At 42.0% G+C, this 19,438-nt stretch carries 13 protein-coding genes; 2 read left to right on the top strand and 11 right to left on the bottom strand.

Going from position 1 to position 19,438, the window contains the following annotated elements:
- Positions 1–140: 140 nt before the first annotated feature.
- A complete protein-coding gene (locus GGQ60_RS19290) occupies positions 141–2,276 on the bottom strand; it encodes a S9 family peptidase (protein WP_229685164.1) in 2,136 nt (711 codons plus the stop codon).
- A gap of 205 nt (positions 2,277–2,481) precedes the next feature.
- On the bottom strand, positions 2,482–5,112 hold the full coding sequence (gene ppsA, locus GGQ60_RS19285) for a phosphoenolpyruvate synthase (RefSeq protein ID WP_221236009.1): 2,631 nt from the start codon (positions 5,110–5,112) through the stop codon (positions 2,482–2,484).
- A gap of 397 nt (positions 5,113–5,509) precedes the next feature.
- On the opposite strand from ppsA, the gene GGQ60_RS19280 reads away from it, so the two are divergent.
- Positions 5,510–5,872 (top strand): response regulator, encoded by a 363-nt coding sequence (locus tag GGQ60_RS19280; RefSeq protein ID WP_183767467.1) that lies wholly within the window; start codon positions 5,510–5,512, stop codon positions 5,870–5,872.
- Positions 5,873–6,015: 143 nt separating this feature from the next.
- On the top strand, positions 6,016–7,398 hold the full coding sequence (locus tag GGQ60_RS19275; RefSeq protein ID WP_183767465.1) for a serine hydrolase: 1,383 nt from the start codon (positions 6,016–6,018) through the stop codon (positions 7,396–7,398).
- A gap of 89 nt (positions 7,399–7,487) precedes the next feature.
- On the opposite strand, the gene GGQ60_RS19270 is transcribed toward GGQ60_RS19275, so the two are convergent.
- From GGQ60_RS19270 to GGQ60_RS19230, 9 genes are all read right to left on the bottom strand, one after another.
- Positions 7,488–9,053 (bottom strand): SusD/RagB family nutrient-binding outer membrane lipoprotein, encoded by a 1,566-nt coding sequence (locus GGQ60_RS19270; RefSeq protein ID WP_183767463.1) that lies wholly within the window; start codon positions 9,051–9,053, stop codon positions 7,488–7,490.
- 19 nt (positions 9,054–9,072) lie between these two features.
- Positions 9,073–12,300 carry a SusC/RagA family TonB-linked outer membrane protein gene (locus GGQ60_RS19265; RefSeq protein WP_221236008.1) on the bottom strand — a complete coding sequence of 1,076 codons (3,228 nt, stop codon included), beginning with the start codon at positions 12,298–12,300 and terminating at the stop codon, positions 9,073–9,075.
- Between the two features lie 106 nt (positions 12,301–12,406).
- Positions 12,407–13,570, bottom strand: a complete 1,164-nt coding sequence (locus GGQ60_RS19260; protein WP_183767461.1) for a TIGR03364 family FAD-dependent oxidoreductase — start codon at positions 13,568–13,570, stop codon at positions 12,407–12,409.
- A gap of 89 nt (positions 13,571–13,659) precedes the next feature.
- A complete protein-coding gene (locus GGQ60_RS19255; RefSeq protein ID WP_183767459.1) occupies positions 13,660–14,991 on the bottom strand; it encodes a DUF5690 family protein in 1,332 nt (443 codons plus the stop codon).
- Positions 14,992–15,672 carry an HAD-IA family hydrolase gene (locus GGQ60_RS19250; protein ID WP_183767457.1) on the bottom strand — a complete coding sequence of 227 codons (681 nt, stop codon included), beginning with the start codon at positions 15,670–15,672 and terminating at the stop codon, positions 14,992–14,994.
- 98 nt (positions 15,673–15,770) lie between these two features.
- Complete coding sequence (locus GGQ60_RS19245) at positions 15,771–16,661, bottom strand: alkaline phosphatase family protein (RefSeq protein WP_183767455.1); 891 nt, start codon at positions 16,659–16,661, stop codon at positions 15,771–15,773.
- Positions 16,662–16,746: 85 nt separating this feature from the next.
- Positions 16,747–17,316: a helix-turn-helix domain-containing protein gene (locus tag GGQ60_RS19240; protein ID WP_183767453.1), complete on the bottom strand. Its 570-nt coding sequence runs from the start codon at positions 17,314–17,316 to the stop codon at positions 16,747–16,749.
- A gap of 269 nt (positions 17,317–17,585) precedes the next feature.
- Positions 17,586–18,215 (bottom strand): hypothetical protein, encoded by a 630-nt coding sequence (locus tag GGQ60_RS19235; RefSeq protein ID WP_183767451.1) that lies wholly within the window; start codon positions 18,213–18,215, stop codon positions 17,586–17,588.
- A 115-nt stretch (positions 18,216–18,330) separates the two neighbouring features.
- Positions 18,331–19,431 (bottom strand): AI-2E family transporter, encoded by a 1,101-nt coding sequence (locus GGQ60_RS19230; protein ID WP_183767449.1) that lies wholly within the window; start codon positions 19,429–19,431, stop codon positions 18,331–18,333.
- Positions 19,432–19,438: the final 7 nt, after the last annotated feature.

The raw sequence follows: 19,438 nt of genomic DNA, 5'->3' as shown, positions 1-19,438 counted from the left end.
ATCGGAACTTAATTGGTTCCTTCTCTTTAATCAAACCCGGCAAACCTACAGGAAACTGCATTTGCTTCGATATAAATGATAAACCCCAAAAGCTTTTTACAACTTTTGGGGTTCAATCAAAAAATACAGTAGCTAAAAAATTATCTTGCCAATGGCCCTTTCATCTGGTAATCTTTAGGTGGTTCTGCACCCAAAAGGTTTTGTACAAAGTAATCCCAACGGCGGCGCATCATATAAGGCGAGTAAGTGCCATACCCGTGGGCGCTGTTTGGAAAAATAACCAGGTCGAATGATTTGTTTGCTTTTTCAAGCGCCTCTACAACCAATAACGTATTGTATGGCGGCACGTTATCATCCATTAATCCATGAACCAGCATCAGCTTGCCTTTTAAATTTTTGGCATAATTTTGATTCGCCTGGGCTTCATAATCTGAATTTTCTACCAGGCCGTTATAGCGTTCGCCCCAATCGTCCTCGTAGTTCCTGTTGTCGTGGTTTCCCGACTCGGAAATACCCACTTTAAAGAAGTCAGGATATCGGAACATTGCCGCAGCAGTAGCAAAACCACCACCCGAATGGCCCCAGATACCTACCTTTGTTGTATCGATAGGATACTTTGCCGAAAGCTGTCTGATGGCTGCAATCTGATCGGGTAACGTATTCTCGGCCATATTACCATAACTCATATCATGGAAACTTTTAGAGCGGTCGGGATTGCTCGTGCCCTCTATTACCACCACGATAAAGCCCAGCTCAGCCAAGGCCTGGTTATCGCCGCGCGAGGCCGCAAAAGACCAACTGCCTACGCTACCGCCCTGAGGACCCGGATAAATATAATCAATAACAGGATACTTCCGGCTGGCGTCCATTTTTGTTGGTGTAAAAACCAGGCCATAGATATCTGTTTTGCCATCCTTAGCTTTAACCGAAACCGGAGTTGGTGCTTTCCAGCCTGTAGCAGCTAACCTGGAAACATCGGTTTTTTCTAAAGTACTGACCAGTTTCCCGTCGATGCTTCTTAATACCGTAACCGGAGGGACATCTGGCTGCGAGTAGCTATCTACAAAATATTTGAAAGATGGAGAAAATACAACCTGGTGATTACCGGTTTCTGGCGTTAAAAGGCTTAGGTTTTTCCCATCAAAACCAATTTTATACAGGTAACTGAAATAAGGGTTGCCTTTTTCGCGGCCATTGGCAAAGAAATAAAGTGTACGTGCTTTTTCGTCAACTTTAACCAGCCGCGTAACCACAAAATCGCCTTTGGTGATCTGGTTTTTCAATTTTCCGTTACCGGAATCGTATAGGTACAAATGCCCCCAGTTATCTCTTTCCGAATACCAGATAATTTCTTTTGAGGCAGGAAGGTAACGCCAGTTAATGGCACCCTGACCCGATTCGTATTGTGTTTTTACGGTTTCTTCGAAAACTTCCCTTACAGCACCGGTTGTGGCGTTGGCAATACGGAATTTTTCGTTTTTATGATCACGCGAAGTCGATAAAAAGGCTACTTCCGAGCCATCGGCTTTCCAATCGATATCATCAAACGTACCACTGCTTGATATATCGTCGCTCAGCGTTGCGCGGTGCGGATCGGCAGGAATGTTAAGCGAAATTACTTTTGGATTTTCTACATCAATGATCACCCTTCTGATGGTCGCAATCTGCTTATCACCAGGCAAAGGATATTTCCAGGCTTTTAATACCGGTGCCCCAACATTAGTGGTTACCAGGTACATATCTTTTGAATTTCTTTGGTCCTGCTGAAAGGTAGCGATCTTTTTTGAATCTGGCGACCAGCGTAAAATTGGGGCATCACTGTGTCTCCAGCCTGCGTTATCGGTAGCATAACCATAGTCTTTAATGCCATCGGTAGTAAGCTGCGTTAATTTATTAGTGGCCACATCTCTCACAAAAAGATTATAATCTTTAATTAAAATGGCTTTTTTTCCATCAGGCGATAACACTTCATTACGGCCACCCATACGTCGCGATGGCATTTCGCCAGTTTTAAAATCAGTAGCGGGTGTTTTGGTTTTTTTTGCAGGATCGACCAGGAAAGTCTGTTCGGTGCCATTGGTTTTAGTGCTATACCAAAATTTATCATCTTCGAGCCAGTTGGGTTGCACATTGGCGTGGTCGATATACCTTGCCGTGTTGTAGCTCATAAAACTTTCCGCTTTTTCATAATCGCTAACGGTTAAAGCTTTTTGCTGAGCAGTTGCTGTAAAAGCCAAAGTACAAGCTGTTACAGTAAGCCAATATTTATTCATCATGTTAGTTAATCTTGCGATAAAAATACTGCTGTTTCCGCAAAAAATTGGTATTAATCATGATACAAATAAAAGGTTTTTATCGCAAAGGGCGCACGGAGAGAAGAGCAAAGCGTATACAACTGTGGGTTATTGAATACGCTTTAACTTGTAACCTCCGACACCGGAATCCGCTTCAATTCATTTTTTAACTGTCGGTTTGATTAATTTAACTTTTCAGTATCTCTATATATCCATCCGTTCCATTCAGCCTGATGCGCTGTTTATCTTTAATCAGTTTAGTCGCATTTTCTACCCCTACCACTGCCGGCAAGCCGTATTCGCGCGCAATAACAGCCCCGTGGGTCATCAGGCCGCCAACTTCAGTAATCAGGCCTTTAATTGACACAAACAATGGGGTCCAGCTGGGATCGGTAAAAGTGGTTACCAATATATCTCCATCTTGCAGTTCGGCATCTTCTATTTTTAAAATGACACGTGCCCTCCCCTCTATCACCCCTGAAGAGACTGCTAAACCCACAATGGCACCTTCGGGGAGGTTTTGATGGCGATACCTGCCTGAAATAATTTCGCCATCGGAGGTGATTACCCGCGGTGGATTAAGTTTTTCAAACAAGCGGTATTCCTCTTTTCGGCGAGCGATAAGATTTACATCGAGTTGATGTGTCGCTACTAATTCCTTTAGTTCATTAAATGTAAGGTAATAAATCGCCTCTTTTTCGTCAATTACCCCAGCTTCCATTAATTTTTTTGCTTCTTTTATCAAGGCTTGTTTATACACGTAAAACCGGCTAACAATCGCATACTTAGGGTATTCACGATAACCTGCAAAATTGCGGAGCAGGCTGATCATCTCTTTTGTTTCCCCGGTTTTTTGTCCTGCTTCTGGTAAAAGCGTGAGCTTATCCAATAATTCTTTCTCTTTTTTTAAGGCCTGTGCCCTTCCCTGATCGAACTTCTGTTTACCGGCATAAGGTTCAAAGTTTTTGATATTGCTGAGTATGACCGGAATCAAGATCGATGGTTTTTCTCCCCAACGGGTGTTGGTAATATCAATTTCGCCTGCGCAGCGCATGCCATATTTATTCAGGTAGTCTTCAATTGCCTCTTTAACCATGGTTCCGCCATTAAACCGGGGTAACTCCTCTAAAAACCGATCGTCTTTAACCTCCTGTAAATAATTGATAATTTCAGGGAAAGGGCGAATAACATCAGCCACATCCAGTAATGCCAAACCCATTTCTGAAGTGATATTATTCGATACGGATTGTGAAAGTATATCGGATACGTTTTTTTCGCCTAACCATTTATCCATCTTCTCATTGGTCCATGATGCAGCATTCATCGCTGCGATGATGACCTTAAGGTGTTCCGAATCAAACGCCATTTTTTTCGATAACTCAATGTCTTCCAGAATAAAATCAAATAGTTCCGGTCCTGATTTCGTTTGGATATTCCGTTTTAATATTTCTATTGATTCTTCGCTCTGTTTAATCAGCTCAAAAACAATTGCAGGGTCGCTTCCCGCCTGTTCCAAAATTTCAGCAGACGATAAGCCTTTGGTGCTCTTGGCAATTAAAACGCCTGTCCCATCATCAGGCAGTGATTTTATAAAACCTTCTCTTTCGATTATGGTAACCAATGCATCTTTGATCAGCGGGTCGTGCTGTTCCATGGCTTCCAGTAAATTTTTTCTTCCTGTAGCGGTGGCCAGGCTATCGATTACATCTACAAATAACCTTCCACCGGCTTTATACATCGGCCTGCCGGCCCTTAACTGCCATAAGGAGAGTCCAAGAGGTTTCATGGGGTCGGTCATCATTTGCTGGTGACCAACAGAAATGTAAACATGTTTTTCTTTATTGCCCGCCTCGGGCACAGGAAATAAAGTAGTAATCGGCCTGCTTTGCAGAATATAAAAGATACCCCCAATGCAGCACCATTCGATATCCTGTGGGCTGCCGAAATGTGTTTCAATTTTTCTCCCGAGTGCTTCAAGCTGTAAAATTTGCTCATCATTAAGCACTTGCCGGGCTTGCAGCTCCGATGGCAGCTCCTGTACTTTTGTCCCTCCATCTTTCAGTGAACGGATGGCCAGTTTCTTGGCGGGTATTTTCTTATCCGCAATCTGACCATCGCAAACCTGATAATTATCGGCATTAACCAAACCCGAAACCATGGCTTCGCCTAAGCCGAAACCGGCATCAATGGATAGTACTTTGCGGTTACCGGTTATGGGGTCGGCCGTAAACATTACTCCTGCCGCTTCGGCGAAAATCATTTTTTGTACAACGACCGAAATTTGAACCTTATGATGATCAAAGCCGTTCTGAATGCGATAAGTAATGGCACGATCGGTAAACAAAGAGGCCCAGCATTTACTGATATGCCTCAAAATTGCCTCTTTGCCCAGGATATTCAAATAGGTATCCTGCTGACCAGCAAACGACGCAGCAGGTAAATCTTCTGCTGTAGCGCTTGATCTTACTGCAAACGGCTCATTTTCATTATAGTGGCCAAGGTAAATTTCAATTTCGCGGGTAATCTCCCGGGGGATAGGCAGATTTTCTATGGCAAACCGGATTTTTGAACCGATTCCGGTAATCGCCAGGCGGTCTTCTGCTTTAAGATTTGTCAATTGATCCAGTAAAACCCTGATTTCAGGATGGTTTTCTACAAGCTTTCTGTAGGCTTCAGTGCTGATGCAAAAACCACCAGGTACCGCTATACCTTCAATTTTCGACAGCGCACCTAAATTGGCACCTTTGCCTCCAACTTTTAAAATGTCTGATCTATCGATTTCCTCAAAACCAATGACGTAATTACCCATATTTTTCATGTTTTAACTGGTAGAAATGTTGCCCCTATGTGTCCTTCTTTTTAAGGGACAAATCCAAAAATATAAGCTAAAAACCACGAAATCAACGTTTTTTAACTATATTTTTCAAAACGCAATATTGATTATACAGTTGGCGTTATCCTTACAACGAATGAGTTATTTTCTGGCTTCCAATAATAACGAGGATGTTCAGGTGATAAATCAAATAAGGGCAGGAACCGCTGCATAGCAAGGAAGCAACTTGAAATCTAAACTTACTTCCATCACCCTAATTATAAGAAATCGATTGCCAGGTAAAACTATCCAGGAAGTTTAGCGTTTATAACCCCAGATACTCTTATCGCCTTCACTAATCGATCGCTTTGACCGTATTGGAATCAATTAAAATCGAAAAGCGATGGAAAAACATGTACTCATCATAGAGGATGATCAGGAAATTAGTGAACTGTTTGGAGTCATCTTCGAGTTGGCCGATTACCGTACTACACTACTTACCATTGCGCCTGATCCCGTGTACATGAGTGAACAAAATTTTCAGTTAATTATAACGGATATCAGGCTTGTAGGTTCTAAATATAATGGTAACGAGTTGTGCCGCCTGTTCAAATTGCAATATCCAGAGGATAAAACCCCCATCTTACTGATATCTGCAGAATCAAACGGGGATATTTTAGCCAGGGAGTGCGGAGCAGATGGCTTTATGCATAAACCCTTTAATATTGATGACCTGCTTGTGTGTGCTTCAGAAATGATGGCCTAAGATGGATGCAAAGCTTTTAATTACCCTGTACCGATGATAGGATTGGCCATAGCGTAATCGCAAAGGTTCCAGTTCAGGTTATTTTACGGAATATATTGGATGCAACAAAAAGGATCTTTGTGCGTCCTATAGAAAAATATTCCATGAAGAAATTGATCATTTTCCCAGTTTTTTTCTTAGTTACTGCTTTAGGGTATTCGCAAGTTAACGTAAACAAGTCTATCGATTCCATTATGAAGGTGGCCTATCAAAGGGGTATTTTTAATGGGAATATTTTAGTCGCCAAGCATGGAAAGGTGATTTATGAACGATCCTTTGGTTTTGCCGATGGTGCTAAAAGCCTGCCGATGAAAAAGGACTTACGCTTTGATATTGGATCTGTGAGTAAAGAATTCAATGGGGTGGCGATGATGTTATTGAACGAAAAAGGAAAACTTTCGCTCGACGATAAGCTCGCAAAATATTTCCCTGAGTTTCCAAGCTGGGCCAATGAGGTTAAAATCAGGCACCTCATTAATTACACCAGTGGCATACCGGTTTTCGGGCCAGCCGGCGACGGTAATGACAGTTTGATCTACCAGAGTTTACTCCGGCTGAAATCACTTAAGAGTACACCGGGTAGTTTATATATCTACAATGCGGTTAACGTATCGCTTCAACGAAAGATCATTGAAAAGGTGAGCGGATTGAGTTATGCGAAATTCCTGGAAAAATACCTTTTGAAACCTGCAGGTATGCGCTCCTCTTTGGTCGACTATCCGGTGGATGCAAAAGGAATGGCTCAAGCTTTTGACGAACAAGGTAGAACTACCGTTTATGAACAACAAACGAAAGGTTGGGTGAGGTTGCCCATAAACGACCTGTATAAATGGATTGTCGCATTGGATAATAATAAAATTATCAATCCCTCATCCTTCCGCGAGCTTTCTCAAGCATTTCCGGGTGGAGAGAGCAGTATCGGAACCTCCGAATTCAGGAATGATACGTTATTGTGGCATCAGCATCAGGGCTCTAACAGCAATTACGAAGCAGCTTATTATAGTAATGTGAGGGACAGTATCGTTATCATCATGATGACCAACAACCAGCAAATGAAAGTATGGCCATTGAAGACAGCTATATTACAGGCGCTCGGAGGACAAAATTTCGCCATCCCCAAAAAGTCACTTTACCTTGCCATCCGCGACAGGATGCTTACAGATACAGCTTCCGGAATGTCTTACTACAGAAAATTGAAGAATGAAGCCCAGGAACAATTTGATTTTAGCTTTGAAATTGGAGACCTGATCAGTACAGGCAAGTACCTTCAGCGAAGAAAAAAAATTGATGAGGCCATCCTGCTGTTTAATACTGCTGTAGCACTGCAGGCGCGTAAAGAGGATTTATCGTATGGTTACGAATTGATAGGAGAATGTTTCTATAGCAAAGGAGAAGCGGCGCTGGCGCTTACCAGCTATCAAAAATCGCTTGATTTAAATCCAATGAACAAAAATTCTGCAGAAATGATAAAAAAGCTGGAAAAATAAAAAGAGCTTATCTTGCAGAAAAAACAAAAAAGGGCAAACTACCCGTAAAGGGTAATCTGCCCTTTTTTACAAGAGCGCTTATGTTTAAGCTATTTAACAATCCATGGAGCCTGGTTAATATCATCGCTTCCACCAAATTGACGCATCAATGCCTGTTTAAGGTTTTCGCCATTGGTTGTTCTTTCAATATCAGGATACTGAAAACGCTTGGGAATCCTGCCGCTATTACCTGTTCCGGGGCCGGTTAGAAACTGAGGAATTCCTGTACGGCGATATTGATAATAGGCTTCAAATCCCGAATTACGAAAATAGGCAAGGTATTTTTGGGTTAAAATCTGCTTTAAACCTTCTGAGGTATTCCCTGCATATTTAATAACAGGTTGCGCATAATAATCGGTTTCGAACGTGAAATTAACGTTGTAAGTTTCAAATTCGCCAAGCTTGCCATCCTTTTTAAGGAAAATAACTACGTTACTGCCGTCATGAATGCCATAAAAAGCAAGAGAAGCCTGGATTCCTTTTTTGTACCAGCTTTCGGCATCCCCATTAGCCCAACCCCTGTTTATGCCTTCGGCCATGATGAAACACAATTCGGGATAAGCAATAATGAATGTATTTTCTGCAGTGTAGCCACTATAATACCTATAACGGCCAATAAGCGAGTACAGGCCTTTTTGTACTTTATCCAACATTACGCCCTGGTCTTCGCCCGAATTTGCACCAACAAAGTTGCGGTAATCGGTAATGGCATAACCATTGGCCTCGGCAATACCCCTTGCAGGCTCTGCAACCATATAAGCCCGTGGATCTTTATAAGCCGAAAGCGTGTTCAAATAGGTGCCTGCCATGTTATAGCGCAAGGCATCATTACCAAAATTATCTTTGTTATTAGGGTATTTGTTAAAGCTCTCGTTGTATACAAACTGTAAATTATCGGCCATGCTACCCATTAGCGGGTATTTTGCAGGGCTAGCCACTACCGATGCAAATTGTTGTTTTACCTGCAAATCAGCATCATCAACCCGGTTGCTTAACTGGATCAAGGTTCTTAAACGAAAGGTATTTACAACTTTTTGCCAGGCAACGAGGTCGTTTTTAAGGTAAATATCGCCTTTCAATTCATTGTTACCTGCTGCGATTAGGGTTGTAAGGTCATTATTGGCTTCTTCCAGCCAGGTTAACGATTGCCTGAAGATATCTTTTTGGGTGTCGTATTTTGGCGTGAGGTTAGAGAAACCTTTTAAAGCATCGTTCATGGGCAGATCGCCAACTTTTAAGCTCATCTTCACGAAAAAGTAGGCCTTAAAAAATTTAGCCAGGGCCAGATAAGGTTTGGTTACCGCACCACCAAGGCGATTGGCTTCCTCTTCCATTTTTACTACATTTTTTAAAGTAGTGTAATCTAAAGAAGCACCCGTCCAATCGTAATTATTAGTAGCATAATAATAGTAATTGGCTGCGGTGTATTGGTTCCATCTTTCCGTGCTTGAGAATGGTGCCTCGTACATATCGTAAAGGATGCCGTTGAGTAACAAATTTGGTGGAACGTGTTCGGCCTGGTTCGGGTTTTTAAAATTCTCTTCAAAATCTTTCTTACAGCCACTGGAAACAGCAACAGCCAAGAAAAGAAACAGGATTTTATATAATGATTTCATGATCTTAATATTTTGAGGATTAAAAAGTAACATTAAGGTTAAAGCCTATACTTCTTGTAGTTGGTGTTTGCAGCGTAGAAGTACCCTCTCTACCCGAATACTGGTCTACATCCACATCGTTATAAGTAGAATTGATAAAGTACAACAGGTTGCGTCCTACTACCGAAATGTTAGCCGATTTGATAAATGTGCGCTCCAATAATTTTTTAGGCAACTGATAACCCAGGGTTACTTCACGCAATTTGGCATATGTACGGCTCATCATTGTATTTTCTTTGGCACCGTAAAAAACACCTAAATAATCCTGAAGCAATTGTGGTGTGGTATTCGGAGCAAAGACAAGATCGCCATAATTGGTAATTACGCCTGTAACAGGATCGAAATTGAGTTTAGCCCCATTTGCAATTACTACACCATCCCCTACCCAGGTTCCCTTGTAATTTTTATCGTTTACATGCAAATAATCCTGGTACCTGGCTTCGCCCATTTTACCCTGAACAGTTTCGATCTGACGGCCACCCTGGAAAGATTTGAGTCGCACATAATCCTGCATTACGCCACCCACTTTTCCATCCAACTGGAAGCTGAAAGAGAAATTCTGATACCTGAACTTATTATTGATGCTCCATACCCAGTTCGGATCGGCGTGCCCCAACAACTGATTTACCGGTAAAGAAATAGGTGTACCGCTTGAGGTATGTATCACTTGTCCGCCCGGTGTTTTAGCCAATACGGAACCATAAATATTATCGATACGGTCGCCGGCCTTAAAGAACTGGTCAACATAGGTTTCGCCAGGGGCAAGCTCTTTATAGATCTGCTTGTAAGTAGACCAGTTCACCAGTACATCCCAGCCAAATTTATCGTTGAGAATCGGTGTACCCGACAAGCTTAGTTCAACGCCGCTGTTTTGGGTTTTACGACCGTTGATGGTGTTGGTTTGATAACCGGTTGCAGGAGAAATGTTTTGTTTGATAATTTTTGGTCCGTCGATATACCTGAAATAAGTAGCCTCGAAACCTAACCTGTTCTTGATGAACTTAAGGTCGATACCGCCTTCGTAATTTGTCCTGCTCTGGGCTTTAACCGCATTGAGATCAATCAGGTTGTTGGTATAATAGGCTCCGGTTTGGTTATTATAGGTTGGCCTTACACTATACGGCGATGAAAGGCCATAACCAGGGCCGCCATAAGAAGAAGTATATTCTGCACCATAGCCCAGTGGATAAGTTTGCAATGGCGTTGCCCCGATATACTCAAGCGTACCCAATCCCGGATCTTTTACGTTTGCATAAGAAAGCCTCAGCTTGGCGAAAGAAATAAAGCTTGGCATCTTAACATAATCGGATACAACCGAACTTAAAGATACCGAAGGGTAAAAAGCCGAATTGTTTCCCGGTGGAAGTGCCGAGTTTTTATCTACACGGCCCGTTGTATTAACGTTCAGGAATTTTTTAAAGCTGATGTCGACCGAATAAAATGCGCTTAACACCAACATTTTCGAGTTAAAATTAAACGCTTTTACGGGATTTTTAGAGTTGGAGAAGTTGTAAACGTTCGGAACGTTTAAGTAATCGGTAGTAGTAAAACTGGAATTATAGCTGAAATTACGGGCATTACCACCGCCAAAGGCGCTCACTTCAAATAAATCGTCAATATTTTTATTAAACTTTACAATCAATTGGGTATTGTTCTCGAACATGCTCCTGCGGTCTTCGCGGTAATCGCCGAGCCCTTCCTCACGACCATATGGATGCGCAGAGAACGGCATTTTTTCTGTCCTTAGCTGGTCGTAGGTAGAAATCTGCGTTTTCAGCATCACATCCAAACCCTTGGTAAAATTGCAGTTTAAAGAGGCATAACCGTTAACATCGTTCTTTTGATGTCCACGCAACCATTCGTACGACATAAAGTAAGGGTTATGATACCTTTGGTACTCGGCATAAACAGATTGGATGCCTTCTTTGCCCGGTTGCCAATAGTTTCTCATATCGTCGATATTCCAATCGGCTCCGCCCCATAGCGTCATGTTGTAAATCACACTGTTCGGACCGTAATTTACATCCGGAATATTATCAGAAAACTGACGGTTGTAGTTAATATAGGCTTCGGCCCTTAATTTCGGGCTAATGTTATAAGAACCACTTACATTAAAGTTATTAATGTTTAGCTGTGTATTTGGAATAATTCCTTTTTGATAATTGTTGGAAATGGAAACCCTTAAATTGTATTTATCGGTTGCTGAAGATAAAGCAATGTTGTTGGCAGAAAGCAATCCGGTTTCGATAAAACGCTTTAAATTGTCTTTTCCGCGGGCTACCCATGGCGTACCCTGGCGCACACCATTTACAATGGGGCTATCATACTGAGGAATTAACTGGCCTTCGAATTTTGGCCCCCATATGTCGTAATCGCCATCATTTAAGCCCCCGCCTTTTCCATCACCAAATGCATAGGCACTGTGTTCTCCCGGGCCGTATTCATCCTGACTTTTGGGCAAGGCGATAAATCCTTTATTAAACTGAGTGCTCGAATTAAATTCTACCACTATGTTTTTATCATTCAGTTTTCCTTTTTTGGTCGTGATCAACAAAGCTCCGTTATATGCCTGGTAGCCATATAGTGCAGCCGCAGCCGGACCTTTTAATACGGTATAGGTATCAATATCATCCGGGTTGATGTTCCAGGTATCAGAGTTAATCGGTACCCCATCTACCACCACCAGATTGACGTTGTTACCACGAAGGTAGAGTGCCGATCTGCCCAAAAGCTCAGATGATACACCAACGGTTAAACCCGCTACTTTACCAACAAGGCCGTTTACCGGGTTTGGTTCCCTGGCCTTAACCAGATCTGCTCCTTTAACTTCCTGAATGGCGTAACCAAGGTTCCTTTTCTCTTTGCGGACACCCAGTGCCGTAACCACAACTTCGTTCAGGTTTTTCGAATCGGTTTTTAACACTACCTCTAAGTTTGGTCCCGAAACCTGGATTTCCTGTGCAATAAAGCCTATAGAACTGAAAACCAGGGTTTCGCCAGTTCTGGCATCAATGCTAAAATGCCCCGACAAATCGGTTGATGTAGCTTTTTTATTTCCTTTTACCAGTACGCTTACTCCTGGAATAACCTGTTGGGTTTCGTCTTTAACCGTACCCGTAATTTTTGTTTGTGCCCATACAAAGTAAGGCGCGAGGCATAGAAACAGCAAAGCCATTATGCCCAATTTTAACTTGTGCAGATATTTCATCTATTAATAAAATGTATGAAGGTTTATAAAGGCAATAATAGGATCCGTATGTTAGCATTAAGCCAACTTTCAGTTAACAAAACACCCTATTTCTGTTTAGTATTTGTTAACTGTATATTTTCTTAATACTTGCTGCGGCATACCCGGCGCTCGCCGTCATCCCTTTGCCGCCAATGGCTGTTCGGATATGAATTTTCTGATCCAAATCGTACGCTACAATGTGCTTGGCAGGATGCTGAGGATAAAAGCCTGCCCAGGTAGTTTGCAGCTTCCTCACGTCGAAATCAACAATCCTTCCGGCTTCTTTCAGCATCAGTTCGTTAATGTGATGGCTTAAATCGAAGCCCAGGTCGTCAAAATTGTTCACTCCTGCATAGATGTGCGAATCGCCGATGATAATGCTGTTATCGGTAGCCTTTTTAAACAAGATATGAATACCCCATTTTTTGAGTTCCTCATAAGCATCGGGTGTAGGAATACTTTTAAAAGAAGGGCAATAATGCTCAAAACTCTCGTACCTTCTAATGGTTAAACCGGTAAGGATATTGCCTTCGAGTGCTACATTGGCCATTGGCACGCTACGCATCATTTGCAGCTTGCTTACCACAATGCCACTTTCGCTGAACAATTCGGGATACAGCAATTTAAATTCATAACCATTACAGATAATTACTTTTTCGGCGGTAAAGGTGGCGGCCTTATTTTGCAAGCCAACTACTACACCAGTACCTTTAGTTTCGCAGGTGGTAACCGGACTATCATACAGGAGGCGGTAATTGGCAAATTTTGCCTGCATATATTGGTGTAGCCTGCGGATCATCAATTCGGGTTCTACGCTAATTTCTTGCGGGAAATAAAGTGCTTCTTTTGCATAGTCCGATTTTATTGCCGGATATTTGGCCAGTACCGCTTCTTTGCTTAGCAATGTTGCCTGATAACCGATTAAATCGTAATGTGCCTTTAGCTCCTGAATAAGGGTTTGCTCACCTTCATCAGATGCAATGTAAACGCTTCCGTTGTTGCGGGCAGAAATATCAAATTCCTGCTGGATGTTTCTGTAGATCTCCAATCCGGCTACTCCATATTCGAACCACTCGGCCTCCATACCCGATGGCACTACCTGGCCAAAATTGCGTACCGTAGCGCCAACCGGATAATTGTCTTTTTCCAGTTGCAATACTGATTTTCCGGCAAGCAAAGCATGGTAGGCATGAAAGGTTCCTAATATCCCGCCACCTACTACAATAAGATCGAAGTGTTGATCAGTCATTTTCTTTTTTTTAAGTTGTGCACACACCCTGAAGCCCGCTTCAGCCTGTACGAATTTATACTAAATACTTTGTTTATAATGCCAATGCATCACGACCAGGCTTTTTTTAAAGCAGGCCGGGCTTTTTTAACGAGCGCTTTCTTTTTGGTTTTTTTTAAGGTTTTACTTCTAAAATAAAGGAGCGAAAGTATGCCCGCTACACCGCCAACCAAAGGCACAGCCAATAGGCATTGTTTAAAAAAGTGCATCCAACCCACGTTCGTTTCTCCAAATTCGTGAAGCATCAATACCGAAAAACTTCCTACGTAGCCTATCGAATCGGCTACATACATGATAAAACCAATGTTGCCCTTGTAATGAAAATTGGCAATCATCCGCTCAAAAAATATAGCATTATACGGGATATAGGCCATATAAAGCCCCATACCCAACAGTGCCATCCAGCTAACGGCACCAATATGTCCGCGATCAAAAAGAAAAGTACTAAAGCCCACCAAAAAACAGCCGCAGATAATCATCAGGTGAATAACCGTAAAGGCCTTTAAGTTGTCTTTGATCAGGATAAGTAAACCCATCATGGCCAGCACAACTACCGAAATAACAGTATCTATTTGGGTATAAATGTGGTTGTTATGAATCCCTAAACCATTCCATATTTCTACTTCGAAATTGTCGCGCATATCGCGGATACAGGTAAGCAGTACATAAATAATAATGGTTAGCACAATTCCGGGAAGGAAAGCGAAGATAAATTCTTTTCGCTGTTTTTGATCCATCGGTACACGTTTGGTACGCAATTGCTGGTCTTCTTTTGAAGGCGCAGGCATTACCTCGAGACAAAAGACAAAGAAAAATAAGGGGAGTAGAAAAACCAGCCCGGTAAGGAAGGGCATCCAATAATCGCTTACCGAAAAAACAGCCATTAAGGAACGGGCTACCGTTTTAACAAAACCAGAGGCAAAAATTAAGCTGATTGACATTAATGCGCCCATAAATTCAGTTGTTTTCCGCCCTTCGAGGTAGCTGAAAACCAGCCCCCAGATCATGCCCAAAGGGAAACCGTTTAACAACAGGAAAACAATATTATATGGCGCTGGTACCAACGCAAAGCCCAATAAGGCAATCCATGAACAAATCATTAAAAAAATAATGCTTTTTGCGCGGTTCCTTTTATCCGATTCTGAAATGAAACGGATTCCGTAAAATTTGCTTAGGGTATAACCAACCATTTGCGCAATAACCAGCCAAACTTTATAATCAACATGCAACAGTTCCTGGTTTTCGAAAGTGGCCGAAGCAAATGCTTTTCTAAAAGCATACATACTGGTATAGCAGCCAAAGGCAGCCATACCGCCAAGCACGGTAATGAGCCAATAAGGCCATTTAGCGGCTTTTTGACGGGCAACATGGAGCAAATTCATTTAACTTGCTATAATGTCGAGCACCTGTGTTAAATCGTCAATAATATGTGTTGGCCGGTAAGGCTCGAGTTCCTCTCTGGTAAATGAGCCCGTAGTAATGCCAATCACATATTTGCATCCCGTGTTTTTTCCTTCATTGATATCTACCTCGGTATCGCCAACCTTTGCAATTTCTGCCGCATCAGCAATGTTCAGTTGCTGCATCATCTTATGAATCATGTCAGGGTAAGGGCGGCCGTTCGCCACCTCATCGCTGGCAATAACCACATCTACCTTATCAGACCAGCTTAGCCTTTGAATAATGAGATCGGCAATGTCTTTTGAAAAACCGGTATCCAAACCGATTTTAATGCCCTGGTTGCGCAGCGCTTCGAAAGTTTCTTCTGCGTTAGGCAGGGGAACAATCTGATCAGAGGTACGGTAAAATTGCAGCATGTTCGCTACAAAATCACGGTGAATAACCTGGATCAGATTGTCTGTTATATGTTCAGTGTCGGGCTCGTAAACCTCCAGCATCATTTTGATCGCCAAAGGTTTTTCATAACCCATAATCGGATTGATCTTCTTTAACGGAATTTCGTATCCCTGGTTTTTCATGGCCTGCTGGAAAGCAAGGCCTACATAATTTTCATCCTTGACGGTTGTGCCCGCCATATCGAACACTACTAACTTAATCGACATAACTTATATTTTATGCCACAATAGTAAACTTTGTTTATTATTTGTAAACAAATTTCAGGTTATTAAATTGTTAAGCCCAACAGTAGATGGCCGGCATTCTATTTTGCAAATGCCTCACTAACAGGTTTGCCCCGCCAGCTTTGCGGCTGATTTAAGCCCATGATCCAGGCAAGAGTGGCCGCGGTATCGTAAGTAATGATCACATCTTTTATATGGTGGTTTTTACGAATGCCCGGTCCGGCAATAATCCAGGGAATCTGAACTTCGTCAAGCGTTTTCCCTCCGTGGCCTTTGCCCGTACCACCATGATCGGCAGTGAGCAGGATAATCGTTTCATCAGCTATGCCCGCATCCTGAACCGCCTTTAAAATCCTGCCGATGCGCTGATCTACCAATTCCAGCTGCTTGTAATAGGCCGGTGTACGGTGCCCTATACTATGGCCTGTGCCATCGGGCTCATCAAAGTGCACAAAAGTGAAAAAAGGCTTTTCATTCTTTATCACAGAGGCAGCGGTATCTGCGCAAAAATCGTCCTGTTCTTTACCATTAACCACAATGTTTACTGCTTCCTTTTCAAATAAATAGCCAATGCCGTTCCAGCTGTAAACAATTGCCGTTTTAGCTTGCTTTTTCTGGTCCCTGATTACACTAAATATACCAGGGAACAAGCCATAAGCCGTTTTGGTTACCGAAGGGATTTCGGGCACTTTACTGTTCCATTCGGTATAGCCGTGTTCGGTTGGACCAGCCCCCATTAATAAAGATGCCCAATTTACCGCGCTTGATGAGGGTAGCACGCAGCGAGCTTCAGCAGTCCACGAACCGTTGCGCATCAAGGCCTTAAGGTTAGGCATATTCGCATCTGCTAATGCATAACCGCCAAAACCATCACAGCCTATTAAAATAATGTGTTTAGCTTTTTTAACCTGGGCCTGAGCAACTACCGACAGGCAAAGCAAAAGCAGGGTTGTTCTTAGATAACTTTTCATAATCATACAGTTTATCCTCAAAAGTAAGGGCTATTTATGAATATGAAGAAAAATTTGTTAAGTATTAATAAACATTGTTTACCAACTACTCAAAGAAATAAACAACCAGCATGAGTGCTTTGGTATGGCCTATGTTTACAGGGGTATGGGAAAGCCGGCCGTCAAAAAGCATCGAATCGCCTTTTTCGAGGATCACTTTCTTTTTGGAGAACTGGTATTCCACTTTGCCTTCAATCATGTATTTAAACTCGAAAGCTTCGGTTTTAACCATAGGCCGGTGGGCATTAACTTCCAGCTCCAGCAGCACAAAATCGGCAGTAGAAAATTTAATGTTCTTGGTGAGGATCCGCGAATAATTAAACCCTACAGCCTGTTCCTTTTCAAATTTTTGATACTGGTCTTTTCTTTTAACCAGCACCGGGGCATCTTTTTTATGGAAATTAATGTTTTTGAAAAAACTGTTGAGGTCTATTTCCAAACTCTTTATGATATCCATCAAGACCATTAGCGAGGGGATGGTCCGGCTGTTTTCGATTTGCGAAATAAGCCCTTTGCTTACCTCTGCCTTATCGGCAAGTTCCTGAACGGTGATACCAAGTTCTTTGCGTCGTTCTTTAATCTTAAGACTGATCTGTAGAAGAATTTCTTCCTGCATAGCACAAAATGGAGTTAATGCTGCTAATGTATTACTTTATTCCTGTAATCTGCATCAGCAATCGAATTTTAAGGATAATCCCGGGACATCATCACTAACTATTGAGCTCGCAGATGATTTTTTCTTATCCGGTATAAGCAATGTAAATTCTCTATCCATTGATCGTAAAAGTTAGAATTTCCCAATATGGAGTATGGTTCGTCAGTATTCCAGGTATTTAAAAAAAGTGGCTATTGGGAAAACCAATAGCCACTTGCTGAAGCCTTCGGCTATTCAACCAAAGTTGGCTTATATTTAATAGAAGTGACACTTACATTTGTAGGCGATTGGTTATCGAGTACAAAAGTTCCTGTAATACTGATAAGACCTGACGAATTGCCGCCCGTGTAAGCGATACTATTAGCCAGATGTAGCATTTCGGCTATCTCTCCATTCAACCACTTATCTATATCCGTTTCATATTTTTGAATTCCGGAGAGTGTTAACGGTGACATATCATAGCTTGGAAGGCCACCAACAGCAGTACCCAATATCATCACGAAACTTTCACCGTGTTGGGTAAATGAAAGCATGTTGGCTGGACTATATCCTCCACTGTAAGATGGCGCGAAGGGTGTACCATTCTGATAACTTTGGATTGTTAAGGGATGAGTGAATACATTTCCGAAATTGATCCCGCCACCATAAGCAGTGATGTAATCTCCATTTGTATCCTTTACAACAGCATTACCTAGGCCGCCTCCAGGATTCGGTGTCTCCGGTGTTACTGCGAACTTTTTCTTCAAAGTAACTGATTGCTCGGAATCAGTAGCTCCAACAACATCTTTTTTACAAGATACGGCGATAGATACAATTAGCATTGAAACAATGATAATCGCGAAATTTAGGGTCTTTCTCATTTTAGGTTTTATGTTTGCGTTAAAATACCTGACACTAAGAACGTTAAAAAACATTTAACCAAGTGGTAGTTCTGCGTCTACTTTTTAAAGTTCGATTCAATTCAAATCATTATTGTCAATTCGTTTTGGCTACTGCCGGCTTTCTTCTCTTGGTTAATCTTTTAAGTTGCCCGAGATGTTCTGTTGGTATATTATCACCCAAAAGCTTTCCCCAGGGTTTAAGCTCTTCCACACGGTCGAAAATAATTTTTAGCACCGCCACGAAAGGTATGGAGAGAAACATTCCCGGAACGCCCCACAATGCGGCTCCCAGCAGAACAATTACGATGGATATGAGCGCATTAATCTGAACCTTGGAAGAAACAATTTTTGGAACAAGCAGGTTATTGTCTATAAACTGAATCAAGGCGTATGCACCAATAATCAGTAACTGGGTTGTATAACCGTCGAAAGTTACTGTTGCCATTAATACCGGAAGGGCAATAGCGATTATCCCACCGATGTAGGGCAGAAGATTGAGTATAGCCCCAATTACACCAATTAAAATAGCATTAGGTACGCCAATGATCAGCAAAGCACAGGAGTTCATCGTTGCAACAATACCTGTTTCTATCAGCAAACCCACAATATAACTTTGTATGGCCGCCTTGGTTTCAGCCAGGATTTCTCCAACTTTATGCTGGTTTTCTGTAGAAAACACTTCATACAGAAAATTTAATATCAATGTCTTGTAAAGCATAATGAGGAACGTGTAAACCGGAATCAGAAAAATTACACTCAATACGCCTAAAGCACCGCTTACTGTCTGCCCAATTACCGCTTTACTGTTATTGGCAGCCTCCTTAATCATCTCCACTTGTTTTTGCGTGGCAATACCGAAAGTTTTTTCAAGCCATGACTGGCCGGTACTGAGTAGTTCAGCAAACTTTTGCTTCATGGCATCTACATTATCAAAAAAATGCGCAATCTGCGAAGACAAAAAGTAGGCTATGCCTGCGACTACCAGCAATGCAATGAGCATAGAAATGATAATGGATACAATTTTAGGTAACTTTCGTTCTATACGGACCTCCAGAGGGTTCAGCAAAATTGCAATCAGGACCGAAAAAGCAAGTGGCACCAGGATATCCCTAAGAACACTTAGGATAAATACCATGATCACCAGTCCAAGTAATATAACGGGAGCCTTAATATAAAATGGATATTCTTTTCTCATATATTAA

The sequence above is a fragment of the Pedobacter zeae genome, assembly GCF_014196715.1.
Lineage (GTDB): Bacteria > Bacteroidota > Bacteroidia > Sphingobacteriales > Sphingobacteriaceae > Pedobacter > Pedobacter zeae.
The sequence above is the reverse complement of the archived record's forward strand: the minus strand, read 5'-3'. Positions and strand labels throughout refer to the sequence as shown.